This window comes from Actinomycetota bacterium, assembly GCA_013152275.1.
Taxonomy (GTDB): Bacteria; Actinomycetota; Acidimicrobiia; order Spongiisociales; family UBA4744; genus BMS3Bbin01.
This window is the reverse complement of sequence record JAADGS010000070.1, coordinates 1-25,425: the sequence shown is the minus strand read 5'-3', so window position 1 is coordinate 25,425 and position 25,425 is coordinate 1. Positions and strand designations below refer to the sequence as shown.

Here is a 25,425-nt window from a genome sequence, read left to right as displayed (position 1 = left end):
GACCTGGTGTGGGACAATCCGCCGATGGGACGGCGGATCTCCTCGGTGGCACGGTTGCGGGCCGCGCTCGACGCGTTGGGCGACCAGATCGCCGCGGTCGACTTCGGACTGCCGTCTGCCGATCAGCAGGTCCGCCGAGAGCTTCGAGACGAGCTCGGGTGGATGATTCGCGAGTACCTCATACCTCGTCTCGCCGATCTCGACACGGACGTTGTCGCGGTGGTCGTCGGCTCCACCGGCAGTGGTAAGTCGACACTCGTCAACACGCTCGCTCAACGACCGGTGAGTCAGACCGGACCGATACGCCCAACGACAAAGGCGCCGGTCATCTGGTGTCACGAGAAGCACGCGCAGCGGTACCGCGACACGTTCATGAGTGGCTACGGAATCGACACCGACTCGGGCCGCAGCCTGCGCGTCGTTGCCGACACGGCACCTCTGCTGCGCGGGGTGACGCTCATCGACGCACCCGACTTCGACTCGGTGATCGGAGAGCATCGAGAGATCGTGACGGAACTGCTCGCGATCGCCGATATCTGCATCTTCGTCACCAGCGCCCAGCGGTACGCCGACGCGGTCCCCTGGGAGTTTCTCGATCGGGCCCGTCGACGCAAGCTGCCGATTGTCTTCGTCGTGAACCGACTTCCCGACACCGGTGTCTCCGAGATCCTCGCCGACTACTCCGGTCACCTTCGCCGGCGTGACATCCTCCAGGGCGATCCATCCATCGTCGAGATCCGGGAGCAGACGATCATCCCCGAGTACATGGGTCTCACCCCGGGTGCGGTCGATGGCTTGCGAGAGCGGCTCGCAGCATTTGCAGACCCCGGCAGACGATACGCCGTCATCGTGGACACGACGAAGGGTGCCGTTGAAGACGTGGTCGCGCGTTCCGGCGACCTGGCGGCTGCAATCCGGCAGGAGGCAGAGGAAGGTGCTGCTCTCATCGGTTTCGCCAAGGAGGCATACTTCGAGCAACTCGATGAGATCGGCCGTGCGTTGGACGAAGACTCCCTGATCCGCGCCGAGGGCGGAACACGCCGGAAAGAGTTTGGTGCCTCCGTCGCACGGCGGCTCGACCTCGCGGCCTCCCAGACGGCGGCGGCATGGGAACTCGATCCGGCGGGCAGAGTTCTCCTGGGGGATGCTGCACTGTGGAAGCGTGCCCCAGAGGCAACCGGTCGCATCGAGGAGGCGATCGGGGCCGCTCGGCGAGGCCTCCTCGAGCGCCTGCGTGACGTCTTCGACGCCGACGAGGCACGGTTCGCCGGTCGAGTCGAAGCCCTCTTGTCGGGTTCGACTCTCGGTCTGCGGCATGCAACGGCAACGGTACGGGAGGCTGCGGAGATCTTCTATGGCGGGTGATCTGGGCAAGGCCCTCGACATGCTCGATCTTGTGGTCGCCAAGGCATGGTCCCTTACCGGTGACGATCGTCTCGAACCGTATGCCCGTGTGGCCAGACAGGCCAGGACGCGAATGGGGTATCTGGGCGAAACGGTGGTTCTCGCACTTGCGGGTGGGACGGGTGCCGGCAAGTCCAGTCTTCTGAATGCGATCGCCGGGGCGTCCGTGGCGCCCGTCGGTCGTATCCGCCCGACGACGGACCGGCCGCTCGTGTGGCTGCCGAGCGAGCCCGAGCCAGGGCTCCTGCGCCTCCTCGACGATCTCGGTGTGGAGGAACGGATCGAGCACACGGCGGCATTGAACCTGGCCATCGTCGACCTGCCGGACTTTGATTCGATCTCTCTCGAGCACAGGGCGACCGTCGAACGGCTCATCCCCAGGGTCGACGCCGTCCTGTGGGTCCTCGACCCCGAGAAATACGGCGATCGATCCCTGCATGAGACGTATCTGCGTCCGCTGTCCGGCTATCGAGAGCAGTTTGTCTTCGCCCTGAACCAGATCGACCGTCTTGCGCCCGGAGAACTCGACCTCGTTCGTGACGACCTGATCGCGCTTCTCGAGGCCGACGGGATCACCGGTCCCGTCGTGTTCGATACTGCCGCCGATCCCGTGGCGGGACGGCCGATCGGTATCGAGCGCCTCGTGGCGTTCGTCGAGGACACCCTGGAGGTCAAACGCACCGTCATCGGGAAACTGGTCGAGGACATCCGCAGGGCAGGTCGTGGCGTCGCAGACGTCACCGGCGTTCAGCCGGGATCCGGACTCGACTTCGATCGCCGCTGGGCCCGAACACGAGCAGCGGTCGTTGCGGGACTGGGGGACCTCCTCGTCGGTCGGGAGGTCACAGAGGCTGCCGAGGATGCCGGCCGGCTTCTCGCCGTTCGCAGCGGATCGGGTCCTCTCGGAAGAGCAGTGGCGGGCCTTCGGAGAAGCCTCGTCGGTCGCCCACTCGAGACGGCGGCGGAAGACGAGGCGATCGGAGGGGAACGTCATCGGCGGCAAGATCGCACCGGGCTCGGAGAGGCGGTCGAAGCGGTCGCCTCGACGGTGACCGAGCTGTCCTTCGAGTCGGGGGGTGGCTTCGGTGCCGAGCTCAGAGAGCGTTTCGGGCCGGCAACGGTCGAAACCGAACTGCAAGAGGCCACGGAAGGTGTCCTGGCCGCATCGCGCGATCGTCCCGTGCCGGCCAAGGTCGGTTGGTGGCGGCTCGCAGCGGCCGCACAGTGGCTGATCGTCATCACCGTCGTGTCTGCGTTCGTGTGGGCCTGGGCAGGCCCCGAAGCGCTGCGGCGAGACGCGTGGCCGTGGCCGATCATCCTCGGCGTCGGTGCGCTCATCGCCGGTGTCGTGCTCGCCCGAATCGTGCGGTGGTCGGGGAGAAGAGCCGGTAGAAGAGCAGCAGGCGTGTACCGGGTCGCGATCGAACGACGCCTCGCCGCGAGAGTCGATCAACGAATCGGCACACCACTTCGCACCGTCATGCGAGACCGCGCCGAGCTTGGAGGGGCCCTCGCGGAGCTCGGTGTAGAGCTGGCCAGACTCGAGTCCGTGCTCCCGCAGGTTCCGATCCGCATCAAACCGGACGCATCGAACGCGGATCCCGGAAGCTGAAAGCTACAGTTGACGGCTCGGAGGGCGGGTACGTGACGGAATGGCGAGACTGGGCGGCATGGCGGCGTGTTACCGCGGTGTCACTCGATACCGTGTCCAGCGCCGCGTTCGTCGGAGCGGAAGCTGCAGAGGCGATCGAGCAGCTTGCGCGAAGTGTCGCAACCTACGCTCCGGAGTCGTACCCCGAGGCGATTGTCGATGCGCTCGAGCTGCTCGTCGATCGGCAGGCGGTCCGCGCTCCGGTCCTCGCTCTCTGTAACGAGTTGTATCTGTCCCTCGCCGACGGCGCGGACCGTGTCGTGGACGTCGCCAGAGAGTTCGCCGACCGCCTCGCCTCGTCTACGGCGAAGATCGGTTCGGTGGGCGCCCATCTCATCGGCGAGGGGGTGACGGTTCTGGTCCACGGCGCCTCCAGCTCGGTGCGGTCCGTTCTCGATGCTGCCCGGGAGCAATCGTCGTTCCAAGTCTGTTGCACCGAAGCGATGCCGGGGGGAGAGGGCATGGAGATGGCCGCCGAGCTGACGGTCGCAGGATTCGACGTCGAAGTGGTCGATGACGGATCCGCAGTTGAACTCCTTCCGGGTGTGGATGTGGTCGTCTCGGGAGCGGATGCGATCGGACCTGACGCCGCGGTGTCGAAGGCCGGGATTCGGAGGCTGGCCGTTGCCGCCGATCTTGCAGGAGTGGCCCTCTACCTCACTGCCGGCAGGGACAAGGTACTTCCTTCCGGCCTGTTCCGCATCACGGCGCAGCTCGGAGGGCGCAGGGCCTTGTCGGAGATCGTAGGGCTGGAATACTTCACCGCGATCGTGTCCGATATCGGGCTTCTCACGGCCACCCAGATCGCCGACCTCGCAGCAGAGCGGACGGTCGCCGAGGAGCTGAAGTTTTAGTCAGTCGTTGACCGGCGCAGTCGGCGCAATGACCCGCAGACCGCGAGGTCGAGCCGAGAATCGGACCGAGTCGATGGTACCGAGGAGCTCTCCATCAGCCTGAAGGGGCGATCGCGGCTCGGCATGCACGTCGATGTGCCGAACGTTCTTCCACACGTGCACGCCGGGGATCCGTTGCAGGTCCCTGCCGGTGACTGCCGCCAGCAGGATCGCGGGGATGCGCGGCAGCGTCAGCCGCTCGACGAGCAGCGCGGCGAGACCGGCATGCGGGCGGGGAGAGATACGGAGGGGGACCCTGCCGAAATACGTGTACGGATCGTGGACCTGGACCAACACCGCGGCGGCGTTCGCCGAGCGTGTTCCGTCATCGACGCGCATGTTTGGCGGCTGCCGACTGTCGCGTGAGAGGACGACGCCGACGGCGGATCGCGCGTAGTGCACTCCACCAAACCAGTACTTTCGGTAGGGCTCGAGGTTGGAGACTCGCACGACCTCTGCATCGAAACCGACACCGGTGGCGAACGTCGCGTATCGAACGGTCGTGCCGGCACCGGTATCGAGGGAGATCTGGGCGACGGGGGCGTAGATGGCAGGCGGTCCCGAGGCGAGGTACGCGGCGGCGCGTCCCGGGCGGGCGGGGATGCCGAGAATCCTCGCGAGCACGTTGGTCGTCCCTGCCGGGATGATGCCGAGAGTTGCTCGTGTGCCGTATATTCCGTTGACGACGTGGTGTACCACACCGTCCCCACCCATTGCTGCGACAACGTCGACTCCGTCGTGGGCGGCCTGTAAGGCTCGCGCTTCGACTTCGCCGGCACTTGTCGGCCATGTGGTCTCGACGTCGTAGGTTTTCGACAACCGGAATACGACGGAGCGGTGGAGACCACCGGTGAAGCGGGATGCCGCCGGGTTTGCTATCAGGAGGAGGGAACGCACAGGCGAAGGGTAATGGCCTTCCCGGTCCGCGGCTTCGCACGCACTTCCCCTCAAGGCCCACAGGCAGTCTTCCGATAGCTCGAAACATGGAAAGGTCACGCCACGCCGCCACCTACGAGGCAGGCGGAGAAGGCGCGCTGCTCGGAGCGGCTGCCGGGGAGTTACTGGTCTCTGGGACCCGTCGCGCGTACGGGTTCGGTGTTCAACAGATGGTCCTGACCGCGTACCACCTGATGCGGGCACAGGCGGTCGATGGGGAGACCTTTGCCGCGAACCTGCTCGAGTTCGCCTATCCGCAAGATGGACGGGCGAGCGTCTACCGTTCGCCCGATTCTTGGTTCATGGCCTTTCTCGAGGAGTCTCGGCGAGGGCTCTCGACACCGATGCCGTTTCGCAATGCCGGCGCGGCCATCCGAGCGGTTCCGGTCGGGGTGTGGTATCGGAAGGATCCGGACGCCTTGATCGCCACGGCGGCCCAAAGTGCGAGAGCAACGCACACGCGCCCCGAGTCTGCGGTCACCTCCTGTGTGATCGCGGGTGCCGTGGCCGCGGCAGGGTATGGGCAGACGGGTTGGGACCTTGTCAACGGGGCCAGAGAAACAGCCGTTCAGGCCGAGCGATTCATCGATCGCCCCACGGCAGTTTCCGATGTGCTCCGGCGGGTACCCGACCTGGTCGGGAGTTCGGCCAAGGACGTGTCCGTCGCCGTCATGTCGTGGGGCATCGAAGATGCGGAAGTCGAAGTCTCCGCGATGGTGATCGCGCTTTCCTCGTCAGGATTCGAGCAGGCGGCGGTCGTCGTGCGTGAGGCTGCCGGTGTCGTCGCTCACGCCGACCACGTGGCTCCGCTCGTCGGTGCGGTCGTCGGGGCCCGGAACGGCCTGCATCGGTGGCCATGGCCGATACCGAACGACCTCTGGTTCGCCGAGATCGGCCGACGTCTCGCCCGCCGGACGGCCATTGTCGAGGACCTCCCCGACCCGTACGCGGTCGAGGAAGTGCTCAACTACGAACTTGCCACCGACACCCTCGTGGAGCGGTAGGAACTCACGAGGATCGGTCGTCTCTAGTGATCGGTCACTCCGGCGAGGATCCAGCGCGACGAGGCAAAGAACAAGAGGAGGGTGGCGATGGCAACGATCCGGCCCAACCCGAGCGTGACGGTGACGAACGCCCATACCAGGGGGCCGAGTAAGGTCGCGAACCTGCCGACCGTGGCATACAGTCCGTAGAACTCCCCGTAGTGCTCCGGAGGGGAGAGTCTCAGCATGTAGACACGGTCGGATGTCCACGTCGCCCCCGCGGCCGCACCGCCGAGCACACCGACGAGCCATCCGATGGAGCTGTGACCGCTCAGCGCTGCGAGCACTGCAACGGCGACTGCCGCGCACCATGTGTAGATTGCACCGTGGAGCACCTTTCTCGGCCCGATCACGTCCACGACTCGTCCTGTGACCAGTGAGCCGAGCACCGCCGACACGATGGCCGCCAGGGCGAGAAGGTCGGTCTGACGATTGGAGAACCCCATCTCGGTGATGGCGAAGATCGACACGAACAGAAACGCGGTGTTGGCGGCGTCTGCGTAGAGGAACCGTCCGACGAGGAATCGGGTCACTCCCGGGAACTGGCGGGCGCGCTGCCACGCGTGGAGGAGGTGTTGGAGGGAGCCGAGGAACCGAGGCGGCTTCGTGTCCTGATGCGCTCTGGGCCGTTCCTTGAGGAGGAAGAACGCGGGGAGCGCGAAGAGCAAGAACAGTGCCGCCAGAGTCCGAAACAGTGGACCGTATCCGAACCTGTCGAGCATGAACATACCGGTCCCGATGGCGATGAACGAGCCGATGTATCCCACCCCGACGCCGAGCCCGGAGATCCGGCCCCGGTTCTGCTCGGTGCTGACATCGGGAAGCATCGCGTCATACACGACACTGCCAAGGGTGAAGCCGATCTGTCCGACGATGTACAGTGCCAGCGAGGGGTACAGGCCGACGGTCGTCAGCAGCGCGGTCGCTCCGACCGTGACGATCGTGGCAATGATCAACGCGGGTTTGCGCCTCCCCACATGGTCCGAGCGCGCTCCCACCCATGGAGCGAGGATGATGACGATCACCATGGCGATGGCGGTGGCATACCCGAAGTGGGCGTCGGTCGCTCCCTGGTCTTCGACGACCCAGACGGAGAAGTAACGGCTTCCGACGGCCAACGCGAAGATCGTGTTGGCCAGGTCATACAGCACCCATGAGATCGTGCTGGTGCGTGTCGGTGTCCAGGTGTCCATGAGTGGCGACTGTAACGCAACGCGTGCCGTCACCCGGGACCTGACGATCAGAACGTGACGGCCACCGAGATGAGTTCCTCATGCCCGAGGAGGCCGGCGGACGCCTCGATGGCCCGTTCCGCCTCGTCGAGCGGGAATTCGTGGCTGACCAGTTTGTCCAGGCGAGGATCCTTTTCCAGGTGCTGCGCGGCCCAGTGATAACCGGCGGAGCTTGCCCCGAAGGCTCCACGGATGTTGAGCTCCTTGAGCACGATGATGTCGGAGAAGAGCTGGTTGACGGCACGAACGCCTTTGATCGAAGCGATCACGACCGTGCCGCCGGAGCGGACCAGGTCGAGAGCCGTGTGGATGGCATCGGGATCATCCCTGGTCACGTCCAGAACCACTTCGGGGCGGGCTCCGAGACTGTCTGCGACGGAGCCTGCCACGTCGGCCTGGCGTGCGTCGACGACCATGTCCGCCCCAAGCTCCTTGGCGAGAGTGAGACGGTCACCGTCTTCGGTGAGGCCGCTGATACCGACCCAACCGGCACCGGCCTCTTTCGCCGCGATGAGCGCGGCGAGACCACGCGGCCCGGGTCCCAGGATCAGGACACTGTCACCGGCTCGAAGGGCGGGAGTCTCAACCGTCCAGGTGAACCCGTCGGCGAGGGCATGCGTGAAGGTCGCGACGGGCGCCTGGATATTGTCGCTGATCGGATGGAGTCGTGCACCGGGATCGAGGTAGAGGAACTCTGCGAACCCTCCCCACAGGCTCGGTGGTTCGGTCGAGGGAAGCCGACCGTAGGCATTGATCGGTTTGCGGAACGCGCACGAGTGGAGTCCGCTCAAACAGCGACGGCAGGCTCCGCAACGGATGGTCGATTCGACGACGACACGCGTTCCGATGGGGATGTCGAACGCTTCGTCGACAACCGATGCGATCCGCCCGACGATCTCATGGCCCGGGATCAGCGGGTAGCGCATGAATCGGTTCGTCCCCTGCCAGATCTGGACGTCGGATCCGCTCACTCCCGTCGCTTCGATCGCAAGCCAACCGCCGGTTTCGACCTCAGGAATCGCAAACGTCGTCGCGCTGAAACGCTGCGGTTCGACCAGCAGCATCGCCTTGGCAGTCGCGCCCGTCATTCACTCCTCCTTGGCGGGAGTGTAAACGTGTTGGTGTCTGGCTCAGCCGGTGAGAAGCTCGGTCAGGCGGCGAAGGCCCTCGTTCAGGTCTTCATCCCCGAGGGCGTAGGAGAAGCGGCCGTATCCGGGTGCACCGAAGGCTTCGCCGGGGACGAACGCCACGAGCGCCTCCTCGAGGACGACTTCTGCAAGTTCGGCGGTCGTGGCCGACACCCGTCCACCGATGGGCCGGTGCAAGAAGGCTTCGAGGGACGGGAAGGCGTAGAACGCACCTTCCGGTTCCCGGACACGGATCCCTGGGATGTCTCGAAGGATCCGGTACATCGTGCGGCGGCGCCGGTCGAACGCTTCGCGCATCGCAACGACAGGCTCGAGGCCTCCCCGTAGCGCAGCGAGGGCCGCGGCTTGTGCGATGTTGCACACGTTCGAAGTCGAGTGCGACTGCAGGTTGGATGCCGCCGCGATGACGTCGGGAGGTCCGACCATCCATCCCACCCGCCATCCGGTCATGGCATAGGCCTTCGCCACACCATTGATGATCACGGCCCTGTCTCGGAGGGCGGGCACGACTCCGGGCATCGACCGGTACTCGGCGTCTCCGTACACGAGGTGCTCGTAGATGTCGTCGCTCACGACCCAGATGCCCTTCTCGGCCGCCCAGCGACCGATCGCCTCGACCTCCTCCGGCGGGTACACCGCGCCCGTCGGGTTCGAAGGGGAGATGAACAGGAGCGCTTTCGTTCTCGGCGTCCACGCCGCCTCGAGCGAGTCGATGTCGACGCGAAACCCGCTTTCGACATCGGCCGCGACGGGGACGGTGATCCCTCCTGCGAGCTTGATCGCTTCGGGGTAGGTGACCCAGTAGGGGGAAGGCAGCAGGACTTCGTCGCCCGGATCGAGCAACGTCGCCATGGTCGCAAAGACGGCGTGCTTGGCTCCGTTCGTGATGAGTACCTGGCCGGCCGTGACCGGGAATCCCGCGTCCCTGGTGGTCTTGTCGGCGACCGCCTCTCGAAGTTCCGGGAGTCCCGCGGCGGGCGAGTACTTGTGATATGCCTGGACGGTGCAGGCTTTGGCTGCCGCCTCCACGATGTACGGCGGCGTGGGAAAATCGGGCTCGCCGGCTCCAAAACCGATGACGGCGTGTCCCGCTCCTCGCAACGCCTTCGCTTTCGCGCTGACGGCCAAGGTCTTCGACTCTGCAATTGATCCGATGCGTTGAGATATCCTGCCCATGTTCCGCTATGTTTGACGACTCCCCGAGACTTTAGTGAGTATGCCGTGAACATCCGGATTCCAAGCCATCTATTGCCTTCCGACGGGAGGTTCGGGTCGGGCCCGACCAAGGTTCGCCCGGAAGCCCTCGATGCGCTCGTCGAGATCGGCGCACGTTACGTGGGCACGTCGCATCGGCAGCCCGGAGTCCGCGATGTCGTGCATCGCATCCGCTCCGGCCTGGCCGAGCTCTTCTCGACTCCCGGCGGGTACGAGGTCGTGCTCGGAAACGGAGGAGCAACGGCATTCTGGGATGCGGCCGCATTCGGGCTGATCGAGCGACGAAGCCAGCACCTCGACTTCGGGGCGTTCAGTGCACGGTTCGCTTCGGTCGTCGCGGGGATGCCCCATCTCGAGCCCCCCCAGGTGATCGAGTCGCCTCCCGGCACCCATCCGGTTCCGGAGCCGAATCCGGAGGTCGATTTCTACGCGCTGACACACAACGAAACATCGACCGGCGTCACGATGCCCCTGCTGCGCCCGGGGTCCGGCATCGTCGCGGTCGACGCCACGTCCGCTGCGGGAGCGCTCCCGGTGGACATGCGGGCGGTCGATGTGTACTACTTCTCTCCGCAGAAGGCGTTCGGTGCCGATGGAGGACTCTGGATCGCGTTGCTCTCTCCCGCCGCCATCGATCGAATCGAACGGATCTCGGCATCGGGTAGAGCCATACCGCCGTCACTGAATCTGGAGAGCGCGCTTCGCAACTCCAGACTGGACCAGACGCTCAACACACCGGGTCTGATCACGTTGTTCCTGCTCGAGGCGCAGATCGGCTGGATGATCGAACAGGGAGGCCTCTCCTGGGCGGTCGAGCGCTGCCGCGCCATGTCATCGCGGGTGTACGAGTGGGCCGAGCAGGTTCCCTACGCCTCGGCGTTCGTCGAGGACCGGGCGATGCGGTCACCGGTGACCGTGACGATCGACTTCACGGTGGATGTGGCCGCCGTGTCGGAGGCGCTGCGCAGCAACGGCATCCTCGACACGGAGGCGTATCGCAAGCTCGGCAGGAATCAACTGCGCATCGGCGTGTGGCCGGCGACGGATCCTGCCGACGTCGAGCGACTTCTCGCCAGCATCGAGTACGTCGTCGACCACCTGTGAGAGGTCGGGCCCGGCAGGCCGCCAGAGCGCAGCGAACTTCAGATCTCCACATCGATGAGGGTCGCCGCCGGCCGGTACACGGTCCGTGCGAGCGGGGAGAGTACGGCCAGAGGATGGACGACGGGCACGATACGCGTCGCCCTCGCCTCTGCTCGGAGAGCGATGTCTGCAGCTCGAGCGGTCGTCCAGATTCGATTCCGGAATCGCGCCGCCACGGGAATCAGGACCGCGGCAGCCTCCTCTGGAGGAGCGACCACGATCGGAAGTCGCAGGTAGCCGAGCCCGCGAGCGATGGACGATCTGTCGACGAAGAGGTCCGTTTCCTGTGAGCTTCTGAAAGCTACGACTTCGAGGATCGACAACGTGGCATCGCCGAGCGACAGAACTCCGAGCGAAGCGTGGTGAGCGAGGCGAAGGCCGAGTTCCTGGGTCCAGGATGTGTCTCGAATCTTGCGTTCGACCTCGCCGAGGCCGGCTTTCACGCGCTCCGGATCCGGATCCAATGCGGGGTCCGTGACAGCGAGTACCAGCGGGCTGTCCATCCGTCGCCGCCGCAGTTGTTGTACCGCGGCGAGCCCCTCGGTCCAGTTCTGGTCGACGAGGGAGCGAACCGCCTCTGCGATGGCCGCGGCGGTCCCCAGTGGGTCCGCCCATTCATCTCTCGCCGCGGTGTTCAGAACTTCGATTGGATCGTTCATGATGGAGCAGAATCAAACCTACCTGCACACATGAGTCCCGTGGCAATCGCGATAGGCTGGGGGTGCCGAAAAAGGAGGCGCATTGTTCGAGCCGTACGTGAATGAGCCGTATTCAGATTTCTCCGATCCAGACAACGCGGCCGCGTACCAGGAGGCCCTTCGAGGCGTTCGAGGTCGATTCACGCACCACCCGTTGGTGATCGGCGGTGAGAAGGTGGTGACCGATCGAGAGATCGAGAGCCTGAACCCTGCCCATCCCGACGAGGTCATCGGCACGGTTTCGATGGCCGATACCGAGGCTGCCGAGCGTGCGCTGCTCGCCGCGTGGGACGCCTATGCCTCATGGTCACGACTCGGCGCCGATGAACGGGGCCGGCACCTGGTCAAGCTCGCGGCGATTCTTCGCGATCGTAAGTATGAGATCTCGGCGTGGGAGACTCTGGAGGCATCGAAGAACTGGCTGGAGGCCGAGGCCGATGTCGCCGAGGCGATCGACTTCTGCGAGTACTACGCACGGCAGGCCATCGAGTTCTCGAGGCCCCTTCCCGTGTTCTCCTACCCTGGAGAGGAGAACGAGTCCCATCTGGTTCCGATCGGTGCAGGCGTTGTGATCCCACCGTGGAACTTCCCACTTGCCATCCTGGCCGGAATGGCCGCCGGGCCGGTCGCCGCCGGGAACACGGTCGTGGTCAAGCCGGCGTCGACGACACCTGTCGTGGCGGCGATGTTCATGCAGGCCGTCGAGGATGCAGGTTTTCCTCCGGGCGTCATCAACTTCCTGCCCGGAGCCGGGAGCGAAATCGGCGATGTTCTGGTCGACCACCCGAGAACTCGCTTCATCAACTTCACGGGATCCATGGAGGTGGGGCTGCGGATCGCCGAACGGGCCGCCGTCGTGCACGAAGGTCAGCCCTGGCTCAAGAGGGCCTACATGGAGATGGGCGGAAAGGATGCACTTGTCGTCGACGAGACGGCCGATCTCGATGCGGCTGCCGCCGCCGCCGTCGTCAGCGCCTACGGGTTCCAAGGCCAGAAGTGTTCGGCGTTGTCGAGACTGATCGTGGTCGATGACGTCTACGACGCGATACTCGACAGGGTCGTCGAAGCCACATCGGCCCTGCCTGTGGGCCCTGCAGAAGACAACGTGCAGGTCAATGCGGTGATCAGTGCCGTCCAGCAGCGAAACATCCTCGCCGACATCGAACGGGGCCGAGGCGAAGCCAAGCTGCTGACAGGTGGGGATCCTGTGGATCTCGACGGCGGCTACTACATCCGGCCGACCGTATTCGCGGACGTTGCTCCGGATGCATACATTGCACAGCATGAGATTTTCGGACCGGTGATGTCGGTTCTTCGTGCCAGGGACTTCGACCATGCCGTCGAGATCTTCAACGGCACGCAGTATGGCCTGACCGGGGGGTTGTTCTCGGCGCGGCGGGACCGCATCGAGCGTGCACGGCAGGAGTTCCACGTGGGGAACCTGTACATCAATCGCAAGATCACCGGTGCCCTGGTCGGAGTTCAGCCGTTCGGTGGTTTCAACATGTCCGGCTCGAACGCGAAGGCGGGGGGCCCCGACTATCTGCGCCTGTTCATGGAGATGAAGACGGTCGCCGAGCGCTGGCTCGTCTGACGAAGAGGGGTGCACGACCGTGCACCCCTCTTCGTGAAGGTGCTCAGCCTTCGACGGTGCCTTCCGTGCCGCCGGCGGCTTCTTCTGCAGGTGTGCCTTCTTCGGCACCGCGCAGCTCGTCCATCTTGTCTTCGACCTTCTCCCGAACCTCTCCGGCGACGTCTTTCGCCTTGTCGAAGGCCTCCGCGGCGACGTCTTTGGCCTTGTCCACCATCGGCGCGGCCTTCTCACCGAAGTCTTCGGCCATTTCCTTCGCCTTGTCCACCATCGGTGCGGCCTTCTCACTGAGGTCTTCGGCCATTTCCTTCGCCTTGTCCGCGGCCTCGACGGCCTGCTCTTTCGCCTTGCCAAACAGGCCCTTGAGCGTGTCTGCGAATCCCATACCCTTCTCCTCTCTGTGTCTATCGATCTGTGTCTACCGAGGAGAATACGTGATAGAAGAGACAAGTGCTCCCGAATCGTCGAATAGCATGACGATGTCCCCTTCGTTGTTCCAGATGGGGCCGTCGGCACACCAGTGGAGGTCTTCGGAGCCGTCTCGCCCACAACCCGTGTGGACGGTGACGCCGGTGCCCGGAAGAAGCTCGAACCCGGCGGGGAATACGAACCGGTGAACGCTGGAACCGTCTCTGAGCGTCCATCCCGAGAGGTCGATCGGGGACTCCTGGTTGTTGCGGAGTGTCACGGTCTCCTGGTCGAGGTGTTGGCCGTCGGGGCCCGGAGGGTTGAAGGAGATGCGGCCGATATCGACGATCGCCGACGGTTTCGACCCGCAGGCCGAAGGGGCCCACATGCCGGCACGCTCCCTTCTGGCACGCTGCATCGCCCGATCGAGGTCAGGTTGAAGGGAGGTGTTGGGCGGATAGGGTCGAGCCAGGGCGAAGCCGTCCTCCACGAGGCTTTGATTGGCGAGTTTCCCATCCACATAGACGTACGCGAGGAGCCGACCGTATTGGTCGGATGCTTCGGTGTCGGTGACCAGCGTCACCGTTCGCCCATCGACAAGGTGACGAAGTGCCTGGGTGGCCTGAGATCCGTAGCACTCGTCGTGCTCCGGGGCATTGATGCCGATCAGCCGGACCCTGATCTTCTCTCCCCCTCGTCGAACGATCAATGTGTCACCGTCGATGACGCGAAGGACGGTTGTCCCCTGCTGTGCAGAGCACGCCGTCAGCACCAGCAGGATTGCCGCGAGGAGTTTTCTCATGGTCGAGATGGTACGAGTCGGGGGTGACAGTAGTGTGGTCGTATGCAGTATCGAGACATCGGAGGGCAATCGATCGCCTTCCATGAGCGAGGGCAGGGTCCCCTTGCGGTGTTCGTTCACGGGTTTCCTCTCGATCACCGGATGTGGCTGGATCAGGTGGAGGCGTTGTCGCCGGTGCGGCGATGCGTCGCCCTCGATCTCCCCGGGTTCGGCAGGTCTGATCCGTTGCGTGATCGGGTCCTGACGATGAGTCGGATCGCAGACGACCTTGCCGAATTCATCGGTGATCGCCAGGCCGACGTCGTCGCCCTGTCCATGGGTGGATACGCGGCGCTTGCGCTGTGGGAGCGACATCCGCAGGTGATCCGTTCGCTGTCGTTGTTCGACACGAGATCGGGTGAGGACAGTGAGGAAGGAAGAGCGGGGCGAAGACTCATGGCCGAGCAGGTCGCAGACAAGGGTATGGGTGCATTGGTCGATGGCCTGATCGACAGATTGCTTGCCCTGGACGCCTCGGTCGTTGCGCGGGCGCGGCTGCGAGGCATGATCGAGTCGACCGCTCCCGAGACGGTCGTGGCTGCGCTCGAAGGCATGGCTCGCAGACCCGACCGTACCGGCATCCTCGCGACCATCACCGTCCCGACCCTGGTGCTGGTCGGTCAGGAGGATCAGCCGACGCCACCGACGGTCGCCGAGGCCATGGCGGAGCTGATCCCGGGGTCCACGTTGGTCACGGTGCCCGGAGCGGGACACCTGACGCCGGTGGAAGCCCCCGAACGGGTCAACGATGCCCTCAGAGAGTTCTGGACCTGAAACTCCGTCCAGACACGATCAGGATAGGATCAGGGTACGTGCAGCACAGACGGATCGAATGATGGGGCATCGGCGGCATCCCGGCGAGGCGCGGAGCAACGGGCCGGAGTTGTGGACGGTGCTGTGGACGCGTGGCGACGGCTGCGAGGAGCTCGCGGGAATTCTCGGAAAGCCGGTGTTCGCAGAGGGGAACCTGCGAGAGAAGTGCATCGAGGCCAGGGCGGATCTCGTCGTGCAACGTCGGCTGACGTCGTTCGACCTCGTCGACTCCGTCGCCTCCAACCAGTTCGACGTCAAACAAGTGACCTCTGTGATGGCCGCCGTCGGTGGAGGGCCGCACTCGCTGCTCGCGGGAAGGGTGGCCCAACAGGTTGCCGTGGCGCTCGGCGTTCCGGGATCGTTGGTCTCGGCCACCCGCAACGCGGTCGAGGATGTCTCCATCCGGGAGAATCTCGACAGGATCGGTGAGCACGTGCCCGCACTCGAACGCCGCCTGGAGCAGGTCACCAGTGCCGGTGGGTTGCTGTCGACCCTGGACGATGGGGCGCTGCTCGTGCTGGGAGCCCCCGGGGGCTCGTGGCTGCAACGGCAGTTCTTCGGGCCTGGCCGCCAACTGATCCACGCGGCACCCGGGGGGATCGTCGTCGTGCGCAGCTCCCCCCGGCGTTGCTTCCATGCCGCGGAGCCGGCAACGGCAATTGCACCGTGGCTGTCCGTCGCCGAGGCGGTGAAACTCGGCGGTCCCTCCGTCGTCCCCGTTGCGGCACATGGCAGTCTCGTCGGCCTGTTTCGCCTCGAGACCGCTCGTGACGCCGCAGAGGGAGCGACCGTACAGGACGTGATGGAAGAGCCCGTGTTCCTCTCCGTCGACGATCCCGTCGATGCTGCAAGCGACCTGGGCTCGTTCTTCGACGGAGCACCGGTCCCGATCGTGGATCACGATGGCCGGCTCATCGGTGTCCTTCCGATCTGAGCTACGGTCTCGTGGCGGCTTGACGAGCTTTGCGCGCCGCGACGTTGGCAGGTTCCCACACGCCTGAGAACGGCGGTGAGTAGGACAGATCGACGTACTCGAGCTCATCGGCGGTCATCCCGACCCACAGGGCCGTGGCGAAGGTGTCGATGCGCTTGCCGGCACCGGGACCTCCCACGATCTGGGCACCGAGCAGTCTTCCTGAAAGGCGTTCGACCACCGTGCGAATCCTCATGGGGGTCGACGCCGGCCAATACCCTGCTGCCGTTGCGCTGCGCAACCCTGCGGCCACCGCATCGATGCCCGCATCGGCTGCCTCTGCGAGTGTGAGACCCGTTCTGGCGATCTCGATGTCGGCCACTTTCGTGATGGCCGTTCCGAGAACGCCGGGGAATGCCGCGTCGCCGCCTCCCAGGTTGGTACCGGCAACACGGCCCTGTTTGTTCGCGACCGTGCCGAGATGAAGATTCACCGGTGCGCCGGTGACCCGGTGGATTGCCTCCGCGCAGTCGCCCGCCGCGTAGACGCCGTCGGCGCCGGTCCGCTGGTGATCATCGACGGCCACGGCGCCCGTGGGACCGAGCGCAATACCCGATGCGTCGGCCAGTGCGGCGTTCGGTACCGAGCCGAGGCCGAGTACGACGATGTCGGCCGGATAGGTCGTTCCCGCCGCCTCGACGCCGACGGCGCGGCCATTGTCTCCGATCACGGCGTCCACTCGGGTGTCGGTGTGGATCTCGATGCCGAGCGCCCGCACCTGGGACGCGACGAGCTCTCCCATCTCGGGGTCCATCGTGCGTGAGAGAAGCGTCGGGGCCATCTCGAAGATGGTGACCGGTATGTGCAGGTTGTGGAACGCCTCCGCGAGCTCGAGTCCGATGTACCCACCCCCGATCACGGCTGCATTACGAGGTTGTGCCTCGAGCGCGGACCGGAGACATCGGGCGTCGTCGAGCGTGCGGGCTTGATGGACGCCTTCGAGATCCAGGCCTTGGATCGGTGGAAGCAGAGGCCTTGTCCCGGTCGCATACAGCAGCAGGTCGTACGCGAACATGCCGTCCGTGCCGGCCTCGAGCTCGCGTACTTGGACGGTCTTGGCAGAAGTGTCGATCGCCGTGACTTCGTGGCGGAGCCGGACGTCGATGCTCATCTTGGCGAACTGCTCCGGTGTCCGGGCTTGGAGTCGTCGCAACTCTTGGACATCGCCGCCTACGTAGTAGGGGATGCCACATGCCGCATAGCTCACCCAGTGTGTTCGCTCGAAAACGACGATGTCGAGGTCGGGATCCATCCGCCGCGCCTGGCTCGCTCCGGACATTCCGGCGGCATCGCCACCGACGACGATCAGCCGCCTCATCGTGTCCCCTTCTCGAGCTTCTTCAGTTTGTCCTTCCGACGCAGCCGGCGGCGACGGCGCAGTCGAAAGATCAGGCCGGCCAGTTCATCGATGATCACCGTGATGGCGGCGACACCGAGGATGATCGAAATGAGGGGAACCTCGCCCTTCCAGAAGATCAGGTCGAGAGGAACCGCAGCCGTATTGAGGGCTGCAAGGACGGCGACGATCACGATCAACAGGGCGCCGAAGATGATCGGCCACGACACTCCTGCACCGACGTAGACCTTCTTCTGGGCCGGTTGCTCCTCCGGTACGACCGGCTCGGTCTGCGATGGGGCCGGTTCCGTATCCGGCTGCGGCGATGAAGATGTTTCGTTGGTGTCCTTGTCGGGTGTCACGGCAGCTCCTTTCGACCACAGGTTAGGAGTCCGCCGAGCAACGGCGGTTCGTCACATCGGTTCCCTCCCATCGGTCAGGCGTCCGCCGTGCCCCGCTCGATCGCGGCATCGGCCTCCACGGCGATCCTGTGTCCTTCGTCGACGTCGACGGTTTTGAGGATTGCGATGCCGACGATGAAGAACACCACGAGGCTCAGGACCGCGGGTCGGCTGCTTCCGGTGAGGGCGACGGCACCGGCGAAGATGACCGGGCCGAGGATCGAAGAGAACTTCGACATGACCGAGAAGAACCCGAAGAACTCGCCGCTCTCATAGGCGGGTGACATCGATGCGTACATGCTTCGACTGAGGGCCTGACTTCCGCCCTGTACCACTGCAACCATCCATGCGAGGAACCAGAACTCGAAGATGGCGTCGAGGAAGAAACCCCACACGGCGATGATCGCGTATGCACCGATCGCAAGGATGATCGCCCGCTTCGTGGTCATCGCATCTGCGAGCTTCGAGAACAAGGTCTTGCCGAATAGGGCAGAGAGGGCGAGACCGAGGATCTCGACCACGAGGATCAGACCGAGGATGACGCCGAGGTTGCTGGTCCGCAGCGGGGCAAGGACCTTGATCTCTCCGATGGCGAGTCGCCCGTCGCCGGACGCTTGGAGTGTGAGTTCGTGCGTCCCGGGAGTGCCCGCGTCGATGGTCACCTGCGCCCCGTATCGCGTCGTGGGGGTCGTGGCGTCGATGGTGACCGGCTCACCGTCTTCGATGAGCGGTCGCCCGTCCATCGACACGACCCAAACTCCCAGATCGGGCCCTGTGCTGTGGATGATCTCGACCCGCCGGCCGTTGAAGGTGAACGTTGCCGTCGATGAGGAGTCTGCGGCGGCCGAGTAGGGGATCGGATTCGAGGCCGTCAGTATCAGAAGCTCGGCGAGGGCGGCGATGAGCAGCGCGGCGATCCCGGTGAGCAACGGAGTGAGAACGGTCCAGAGGCTGGAGGTCGGATTCCTTCGTCGTCTGATGCCCAGCACCCATGCCGCGGCGAGAGCGATCAGGCCGATGAGCAGCAGGATCGGTGCCGCAGTCTCGGCGACCCTGGTGAGTCCATGCGTCGCATCCGCAACCGTCTCGACGGGTATCTCGGTCCAGCTCCCGTCGAAGGTGATCGCATCGATCCCGTAGCTTCCCTCTCCCAGTGCAGTACCGACGGTCTCGTAGGGGGCGGGAGGGGCTCCGGTCGTGTCGGCGGGGAGAACTCTTGCGCCGATGGCACCGACGAGCGGAAGGGCCACGATGTTGAACACGATGAAGGCCAGGTAGATGGCCCGGTTGGCATCCTTGCGGCCGGGGATCCGGCCGAAGATCAAACTGAAGGGGATACCCACGAATTGCACGAGCAGGATGGCGAGGACCAACTCGGTGGTTTTGAATCCCAGCTCGGTCCCGTAGATCACGGCGACACTGATGATCGTTCCGATCCCGTCGTTGTAGATGAGGAACGCGATCAAGAATCGGAAGAGATGACGGTACTTGCGAAGGTGCTGGAATGTCGTACCGAGGCGTTTCAGGCTGGCCGTGATGATGCTCGTTCCCCGCTCGTGCGGAGCAGAGGCCGCAGGCGGCTCGGGGACGCGGCGGAACAACGGAATCGAGAAGATCGCCCACCAGATCGCCACGGAGACGAACGAAAGCCGGGCCCCGATTCCCGGGCCGAGCACGAAGATCATGACCACGTTCACGGCGAGCAGCAGTCCGCCTCCCAGGTAGCCGATCGCATAGCCACGTGTCGAGACCACGTCCTGGTCTTCGGGACGGGCAACATGTGGCAGCAAGGCGTCGTAGAAGACGTTGGCGCCGGCGAATCCGACCCGTCCGAGGATGAAGAACACCGATGCGAGGACCCAATCGCCGGTGGTGACGAGGACCAGAAGCCCCGTGCCGACGACGCCCATGCCGACGAAGATCGAAAGGAACTTCTTCTTGCCCCGCATCACATCGGCGATCGTGCCGAGCACGGGGGACAGAAAGGCGACGATGATCAGCGAGATGCTGAGGGTCGTCGTCCAATACGCGGTGGCGACTGCCGCGCTCGGGAGGGTCGCTCCCGCGACGGAGCTGTAGTAGGCGGGCAGCACTGCGGCGAGAATCGTCGTGGCGAACGCAGAGTTTGCCCAGTCGTAGAGGGTCCAGGCTCTGATCCTGCGCCGGTACTCCTTGTCTGGGAGACCTTCGTACGCGGGAGTCAACGCTGCCATTCCCTCTCCTGTGCTCGGCAATGGCAGGCTAGCGGTGAGGAGGGTGCGCGTGCGGCGACCATCCCTGTCGGGTCAGACGGTGTCGAGCGCCTGCGACAGGTCGAGGATCAGATCATCGGGATGCTCGACTCCCACCGAGACGCGAACCAGCCCATCGGTGATTCCGTACCGTTTCTTGTCCACGTCCGGCACGCCGGCATGCGTCATCGCACCCGGATGTTCCGCCAGTGATTCGTTGCTGCCCAGACTGACCGCGAGGTGGATCAGCTTGAGAGCGTTCAGGAACCGGAACGCTCCCTGCTCGCCGCCCTGTACCTCGAAGGAGATCATCGCACCGGCGCCCAGACACTGTTTGACGAAGATGTCGTGCTGGGGATCCCCGGGCTCCAGGTACCCGAGATAGTTGACGTAGTTCACCTTCGGATGCGAGCGGAGGAAGTCGGCAACCTCACGCGCCGTGTCGGCCTCCCTGTGCATGCGCAGCGACAGTGTCTCCAGGCTGCGCATGAGCAACCAGCCGTTCCATGGTCCGGAATGTGTTCCCAGGTACGTGCGCATCCCCCGGACGGGGCCGATGAGGGCTTTCGAGCCGAGCACGGCTCCCGCGATCAGATCGCTATGACCACCCAGGTACTTGGTCGCACTGTAGATCACCAGATCTGCACCGTGATCGAGCGGCCTTTGGAACAGCGGACCGAGGAACGTGTTGTCGACGACGAGGGGCACGGGGCGTTCCGGTGTCGATGTTGCGTTGGCGACCGTTGCGCACTCCTGGATGTCGAAGAGCGCGTTCGTCGGATTCGCCGGGGTCTCGATGAAGATCATGCCGAGGCGGTTCCCGGACTCGGTCACCCGGCGCCGGATCTCCTCGTGGGTCTCGTCGGGGAAGAATCCGATCGATCCGATGCCGAACTCGGGGAGCACGCTGTTCACGAGGTGGTCGGTGCCGCCATACAGCGGTTCGCTGTGCAGGATGAGATCTCCCGGACGAAGGTAGGTGAACAGCGTGGTGGCGATGGCCGCCATGCCGCTCTTGAACAGGAGTGCGTCTTCGCTGCCGTCCCACAGGCAGAGCCGGTCCTCCGCGATCTCCAGGTCCGGATTGTTGAGGCGGCTGTAGATCAGCCCGACTTTCTCTCCCGGCTCCGGCGGGCGCTTGCCGGTGGCGACTTCGAAGAACGCCTTTCCCTCCTCCGCGCTCTCGAATGCGAACGTCGAGGTCTGGAAGATCGGGCTCTTGATTGCGCCTTCGGACCACTCCGGCTTGTAGCCGTAGCTCATCATGAGGCTCTCGGGGTGGAGGTGCTTTCCGTCGATGGTGTCGTCCCACTTCATGACCGCTCCTCTCGGATGCGCAACATCTACTCCAACGATAGGGTGCCTGCATGCGCCGTGTGGTCATCGCCGGGTTTCTGCTCGTTGCCGCGTGCTCTCCGGGTTCGGAACCGGTTTCCACAACCGTTCCCGAGACCGTGACGACGACGGCATCTACGACGACGGCCTCCCCGGTCTCGACGACGACCACGACAATCACGACCACCCCGACCGCTCCGACGTCGACGACGACCACCACTCTGCCACCGCTCCAAGGAGTCGGCTTCGAAGCCGTCGCGACGGGCCTGGTCGACCCCTTGTTCGCCACGGCGTCTCCCGGAGATCCACGTTTGTTCGTCGTCGAGCAGGCCGGTCGGGTCTGGATGCTCGACGGTGACGAGAAGACCCTGTTCCTGGACATCCGGGACGTCGTCGATCGGAAGGGCAACGAGCGGGGTCTGCTCGGCATGGCGTTCCACCCGAACTACCCGGACGATCCTCGTGTGTTCGTCGACTACACCGGTTCCGGCGGCAAGACGGTCGTGGCCTCGTATCGGCTCGCCGGAGAGGTTCTCGATCCTGCTTCCGCGGCGGTGCTGCTCGAGATCCCTCAGCCGGCGTCGAACCACAACGGTGGCATGGTGGCCTTCGGACCGGACGGATACCTGTACGTGGGGTTGGGCGATGGGGGAGCTGCGGGGGACAAGTTCGGCAACGGCCAGCGCCCCGACACGCTGCTGGCGACGCTGCTTCGGCTCGACGTGACTCCTGAGGACCGCTACGTCATCCCGCCCGACAACCCGTTCGTCCACGGTGGCGGTGCGCCGGAGGTGTGGGCGTACGGGCTCCGGAACCCGTGGCGATTCTCGTTCGACGGTGGGCTGCTCTACATCGCCGACGTCGGTCAGGAGAAGTACGAAGAGGTCGATGTGGCGCCGGCGAACGCGGCCGGGTTGAACTACGGATGGCCGGTCGTCGAAGGGGACCACTGTTACAGGCCGTCCAAGGGATGTGATACCGAAGGGCTGACGTTGCCGGTGCTCCAGTACGACCATTCGCAGGGCTGTTCGATCACCGGCGGGTATGTGTATCGGGGCATCGCGATCCCCGAACTCGCCGGCGACTACTTCTACTCGGATTACTGCTCGGGGTGGATCCGAAGCTTCCGGTACGAGGACGGGGTGGCGACCGACGAGCGGCAGTGGGCCGAGTCGATCGGGAACGTCACTTCGTTCGGCCTCGACGGGGACGGCGAACTGCTCGTCGTGACCCGCGACGGAACGATCTTCCGGATGGTGCCGGTGCGCTAGACGGGCGTCACCGGTGGACGTTTGCGACCGCTCCAGACGTACCGCGGGTGCGTGTTTGGTGGAGGCCAGAGGCCCTGGCGGCGGTACGCCCAGTACTCGAACGGGTTGTCGTAGTAGGCGATCGTGTCGACCGTCCGTCGCAGATCCTCTCCACGCCCCAGTGCCAGGGCGGTGCCCACCGCGGCGCCACCGATCATCCAGAGTCCATAGATCGCAGGGAACAGCGGACCGAGCAGGCGGGACTGCCACACGTGCAGCATCTCGTGGCGCTCCAGCAGGTCTATCCGGGCCTGGCCCTTGCCGAGGTTCGTGACCGTGTTGCCCGCGGCCATCGTGAACCCCTTGCGCATCGTCACCCCCGTCTCGTACACATGACGGCCCTTGCGGGCGCTGAGGTCGGCCCGGTACCCGCCCCTGTCCCGGCGGAGCTGCTGCAACGCGTGCACCCCGAGGCCGGCGCCGGAGCCGATGAGGCCCCACGTCGAATCGAGGACGAACGCCGCCCATCCCGACGGACGATGCCAGTCGTAGATGCGGCGCTTCCCGGAGATCATGCCGTTCAGGCCACCGATGATCGCCCCCGGCACACCGAGGCCGATCGGTGCCAGCGTCGCGCCGCCCAACACCGCCCCGGCGGCACCGGTGGCAATCGTCTCGCCGGTGACATGCCTGCGCCACGGCCGGATAGGCAGCGCCGGCCTGCGTGAGAGGGTCTTCGTGTCCACGGGTCGCAGGGTACCGGAGACCGGGGAGCGTCGGGTCGTTGCGAGACGGGCGGCCGGGCCATGGCCGTGGCAGTGCCCCGTCAGCGGGAATCCTGTAGCCGGCGCAGCGTCGCCTCGAGGGTCTCGGCGAAGTCGTCGGGCCAGTCGTGGCCGAGGCCGGGACGCTCGTCGTACCGGACCGGAACCGTGGAGGCTTCGAGATTCGCTACGGCCCGGCGGATCTTGTCGATGCGACGATCCTCGTCCCCGGCGAGGATGACGGTGGGGATGCGACGGGTCACCGAATCCGGGGTCGGGATGCCACGGGGCCCGAAGGATGGTGCCACCAGGAAGACACCGACGGCGTCGACCCGGCCCGACCAGGCGAGATGACCGGCGATGCCCGCACCCTGGGAGAACCCGGAGAGGACGGGGTGTTCCGGAGTACCGACGTCGTGAAGCTGCGAGATCACGACGGCTTCGGCATCGTCGGCGGGCCAGGCGAACTGTCCCGCGGCGACGGGCACGGTGCCGTGGAGGGCGATCAGTCGATAGCCCCAGCCGAGTGCCGGCCGGTACCGGTCGAGGATCGAGTGCGGACGCCATCCGAACCCGTGCAGCAGCACCAGCGTCCCCACGAGCTCGCCGTCCGGCCGAATGTCGAGTGGTCTGAACGGTCCGGCCGATGCCTGTGACTCTCGTGCGATGCTGACGGCGGCCAGCCGCTGCCACTTCGGATCGTCGCGCACCGCGTCGAGGTCGTGATCGGCGATCATCCGCTCGCTCCACCAGAGCCCCCCGTCCAGTGTGCGGGCGAACTCGGCACACGCCGCATCGGTTCGCCCGAGTAGCGACAGCAGACACACATGCCAGAAGGCGACGTCGACGATCTCGTCGGGATCGGTCGTCTCGTAGCGCTCGATGGCGTCGAGGGCCGCCTGATACTCACCTCTCTCGTGGGCAGGGAAGACGAAGCGCCGAAGCTCGGAGAAGTCCATACGGTCAACCTACACGCGGCGGCCCGGCGGCGGTGCGAGAGTCACGTGGACCGAAGGGCCTCCACAGGTTCGATCCGGCTTGCCTTCGCCGCCGCGGGGACGGCGGCGAGTACGGTGGCGATGAACGCCGTCCCGACACCGAGCCCGACGATTGCACCTGGGTACACGAACGGAAGCCCGCGACCGATGTCATACACCCAGGCGGCGGTGACTCCGACCGCCCACCCGCCCAGGACGGCGACGAGAGCGATCGCGGCGAGTTCTGCGGCGACCATGGCGGCAATCCCGCCACGAGAGGCGCCGAGCGCTCGACGCAACCCGATATCCCGGTAGCGCTCCATGACCGACGCGATCGCCGCAGCTCCCACTCCCAGGCCGTTCGCGATCAAGATGGCGGCGGCGATGGCGGCGGCGAGAGCGTCGACCTTGGTGACTACGGCGTTGCGAAGCCGTGTTGCTTCCGGCGGGTATCGCACCAGCACCACCTCGGGTGCGCCGGGGACCAGAATCCAGGGGAGGACCTCGGCGACGGCCGGGGCGGTTCCCAGACGCACCTGCACGACGAGTTTCCCTCCCTCGGACTCTGCCGAGTTCGGCTCCGGTTCGACGGAAAGCACGCCAAGCAGCAGATCGGTGAGCTGCGGCGACTCGGTGATCACTCCCACGACGCGGACAGGCCGTCCGTTCAACTCGAGGTCGTCGCCGACATCGATGCCGAGTCGCCCCCGCAGACCTGCCCCGATGAGGATCTCGTTCGTTCCGACGGCCGGTTCGGGATTCGAGCCGTCGATCTTCAGACCGATGACGCCGGTGTCTCCCCAATAGCGAAAGACGCGAACCTGGCGGTCGACTCCGAGCCAGGGCCGGCGAACCGACGTGAGCGGCGTCGAGTCGGAAAACCACACGGTGGCCGCGTCGACGACGTCGGGAAGTCGGCGTATCTGCTCGATGACGGCCTCGTCCGGGGCGGAATGCCGGCGAGAGTCGACGGGCAGGTCGACCTGGACGCGAGTCGCGGCCAGCTCGTCGAAGACCCGGACCACCGCGGTCGCCGATGCGCTGGCGATCAGGGTCGATGCGACGTAGATCGCGGCAGCGAGGGCGGTGCCGACTCCCAGCAGCAGGACCCGCAGCGGACGCCGGGCGACGTTGAGTCGCAC

General features: G+C 65.3%; 23 protein-coding genes. 9 read left to right on the top strand and 14 right to left on the bottom strand.

Translation table 11 applies throughout. From position 1 onward, the window contains the following. Window positions 1–24: 24 nt before the first annotated feature. The 3 genes from GXP34_11230 to GXP34_11220 are packed head-to-tail and all read left to right on the top strand — an operon-like array spanning window position 25 to window position 3,909. Window positions 25–1,365: a GTPase domain-containing protein gene (locus GXP34_11230; GenBank protein NOY56545.1), complete on the top strand. Its 1,341-nt coding sequence runs from the start codon at window positions 25–27 to the stop codon at window positions 1,363–1,365. Next, complete coding sequence (locus tag GXP34_11225; protein ID NOY56544.1) at window positions 1,355–3,016, top strand: hypothetical protein; 1,662 nt, start codon at window positions 1,355–1,357, stop codon at window positions 3,014–3,016. Before GXP34_11230 ends, GXP34_11225 begins: the two co-directional genes overlap by 11 nt. Before the next feature lie 32 nt (window positions 3,017–3,048). Further along, window positions 3,049–3,909, top strand: coding sequence for a hypothetical protein (locus tag GXP34_11220; protein NOY56543.1), 861 nt, complete (start codon window positions 3,049–3,051; stop codon window positions 3,907–3,909). On the opposite strand, the gene GXP34_11215 is transcribed toward GXP34_11220, so the two are convergent. Then, window positions 3,910–4,845 carry a hypothetical protein gene (locus GXP34_11215; protein NOY56542.1) on the bottom strand — a complete coding sequence of 312 codons (936 nt, stop codon included), beginning with the start codon at window positions 4,843–4,845 and terminating at the stop codon, window positions 3,910–3,912. It abuts the gene before it with no gap. Between the two features lie 86 nt (window positions 4,846–4,931). Between GXP34_11215 and GXP34_11210 the strand changes: the two genes are divergently transcribed. After that, the gene (locus GXP34_11210) at window positions 4,932–5,888 is read left to right on the top strand and encodes a hypothetical protein (protein ID NOY56541.1); all 957 of its coding nucleotides are present in this window, start codon (window positions 4,932–4,934) and stop codon (window positions 5,886–5,888) included. A gap of 23 nt (window positions 5,889–5,911) precedes the next feature. Here GXP34_11210 and GXP34_11205 read toward each other — a convergent pair whose 3' ends face one another. Genes GXP34_11205 through GXP34_11195 form a run of 3 tightly spaced genes read right to left on the bottom strand, consistent with a single transcriptional unit; the run spans window position 5,912 to window position 9,483 of the window. Continuing rightward, entirely contained in the window at window positions 5,912–7,120 is a 1,209-nt protein-coding gene (locus GXP34_11205) for an MFS transporter (GenBank protein NOY56540.1), read from the bottom strand. Window positions 7,121–7,167: 47 nt separating this feature from the next. Continuing rightward, the gene (locus GXP34_11200) at window positions 7,168–8,247 is read right to left on the bottom strand and encodes an alcohol dehydrogenase catalytic domain-containing protein (protein NOY56539.1); all 1,080 of its coding nucleotides are present in this window, start codon (window positions 8,245–8,247) and stop codon (window positions 7,168–7,170) included. A gap of 42 nt (window positions 8,248–8,289) precedes the next feature. Further along, complete coding sequence (locus GXP34_11195) at window positions 8,290–9,483, bottom strand: pyridoxal phosphate-dependent aminotransferase (GenBank protein NOY56538.1); 1,194 nt, start codon at window positions 9,481–9,483, stop codon at window positions 8,290–8,292. Between the two features lie 45 nt (window positions 9,484–9,528). Here GXP34_11195 and GXP34_11190 point away from each other — a divergent pair, with 45 nt between their 5' ends. Beyond that, window positions 9,529–10,626: a phosphoserine transaminase gene (locus GXP34_11190; GenBank protein ID NOY56537.1), complete on the top strand. Its 1,098-nt coding sequence runs from the start codon at window positions 9,529–9,531 to the stop codon at window positions 10,624–10,626. Between the two features lie 38 nt (window positions 10,627–10,664). On the opposite strand, the gene GXP34_11185 is transcribed toward GXP34_11190, so the two are convergent. After that, window positions 10,665–11,324, bottom strand: coding sequence for a hypothetical protein (locus tag GXP34_11185; protein ID NOY56536.1), 660 nt, complete (start codon window positions 11,322–11,324; stop codon window positions 10,665–10,667). A gap of 82 nt (window positions 11,325–11,406) precedes the next feature. On the opposite strand from GXP34_11185, the gene pruA reads away from it, so the two are divergent. Next, window positions 11,407–12,957, top strand: coding sequence for an L-glutamate gamma-semialdehyde dehydrogenase (pruA, locus tag GXP34_11180; protein NOY56535.1), 1,551 nt, complete (start codon window positions 11,407–11,409; stop codon window positions 12,955–12,957). 43 nt (window positions 12,958–13,000) lie between these two features. Here the strand turns inward: pruA and GXP34_11175 are convergent, their stop codons facing one another. Both GXP34_11175 and GXP34_11170 read right to left on the bottom strand, forming a co-directional pair. Further along, entirely contained in the window at window positions 13,001–13,339 is a 339-nt protein-coding gene (locus tag GXP34_11175; GenBank protein NOY56534.1) for a hypothetical protein, read from the bottom strand. A 33-nt stretch (window positions 13,340–13,372) separates the two neighbouring features. Beyond that, complete coding sequence (locus tag GXP34_11170) at window positions 13,373–14,164, bottom strand: hypothetical protein (GenBank protein ID NOY56533.1); 792 nt, start codon at window positions 14,162–14,164, stop codon at window positions 13,373–13,375. A 42-nt stretch (window positions 14,165–14,206) separates the two neighbouring features. Here GXP34_11170 and GXP34_11165 point away from each other — a divergent pair, with 42 nt between their 5' ends. Beyond that, a complete protein-coding gene (locus GXP34_11165; protein ID NOY56532.1) occupies window positions 14,207–14,977 on the top strand; it encodes an alpha/beta fold hydrolase in 771 nt (256 codons plus the stop codon). Window positions 14,978–15,035: 58 nt separating this feature from the next. Next, complete coding sequence (locus tag GXP34_11160; GenBank protein NOY56531.1) at window positions 15,036–15,950, top strand: CBS domain-containing protein; 915 nt, start codon at window positions 15,036–15,038, stop codon at window positions 15,948–15,950. Between the two features lies 1 nt (window position 15,951). Here GXP34_11160 and GXP34_11155 read toward each other — a convergent pair whose 3' ends face one another. The 4 genes from GXP34_11155 to GXP34_11140 all read right to left on the bottom strand — a co-directional run bounded on the left by GXP34_11155 (window position 15,952) and on the right by GXP34_11140 (window position 21,274). Next, entirely contained in the window at window positions 15,952–17,307 is a 1,356-nt protein-coding gene (locus GXP34_11155) for an FAD-dependent oxidoreductase (GenBank protein ID NOY56530.1), read from the bottom strand. Continuing rightward, complete coding sequence (locus GXP34_11150; GenBank protein ID NOY56529.1) at window positions 17,304–17,687, bottom strand: DUF1049 domain-containing protein; 384 nt, start codon at window positions 17,685–17,687, stop codon at window positions 17,304–17,306. Before GXP34_11150 ends, GXP34_11155 begins: the two co-directional genes overlap by 4 nt. Window positions 17,688–17,761: 74 nt before the next feature. After that, on the bottom strand, window positions 17,762–19,939 hold the full coding sequence (locus GXP34_11145) for an MFS transporter (GenBank protein NOY56528.1): 2,178 nt from the start codon (window positions 19,937–19,939) through the stop codon (window positions 17,762–17,764). A gap of 72 nt (window positions 19,940–20,011) precedes the next feature. Then, a complete protein-coding gene (locus GXP34_11140; protein ID NOY56527.1) occupies window positions 20,012–21,274 on the bottom strand; it encodes a cystathionine gamma-synthase family protein in 1,263 nt (420 codons plus the stop codon). Window positions 21,275–21,513: 239 nt separating this feature from the next. On the opposite strand from GXP34_11140, the gene GXP34_11135 reads away from it, so the two are divergent. After that, window positions 21,514–22,563, top strand: a complete 1,050-nt coding sequence (locus GXP34_11135) for a PQQ-dependent sugar dehydrogenase (protein NOY56526.1) — start codon at window positions 21,514–21,516, stop codon at window positions 22,561–22,563. Here GXP34_11135 and GXP34_11130 read toward each other — a convergent pair. The 3 genes from GXP34_11130 to GXP34_11120 all read right to left on the bottom strand — a co-directional run. Then, a complete protein-coding gene (locus GXP34_11130) occupies window positions 22,560–23,288 on the bottom strand; it encodes a hypothetical protein (protein NOY56525.1) in 729 nt (242 codons plus the stop codon). The two genes, GXP34_11135 and GXP34_11130, sit on opposite strands and share 4 nt — an antisense overlap. 80 nt (window positions 23,289–23,368) lie before the next feature. Then, window positions 23,369–24,265 carry a hypothetical protein gene (locus GXP34_11125; protein ID NOY56524.1) on the bottom strand — a complete coding sequence of 299 codons (897 nt, stop codon included), beginning with the start codon at window positions 24,263–24,265 and terminating at the stop codon, window positions 23,369–23,371. A 41-nt stretch (window positions 24,266–24,306) separates the two neighbouring features. After that, on the bottom strand, window positions 24,307–25,425 hold a 1,119-nt coding region (locus tag GXP34_11120; protein ID NOY56523.1), incomplete at its 5' end, for an ABC transporter permease.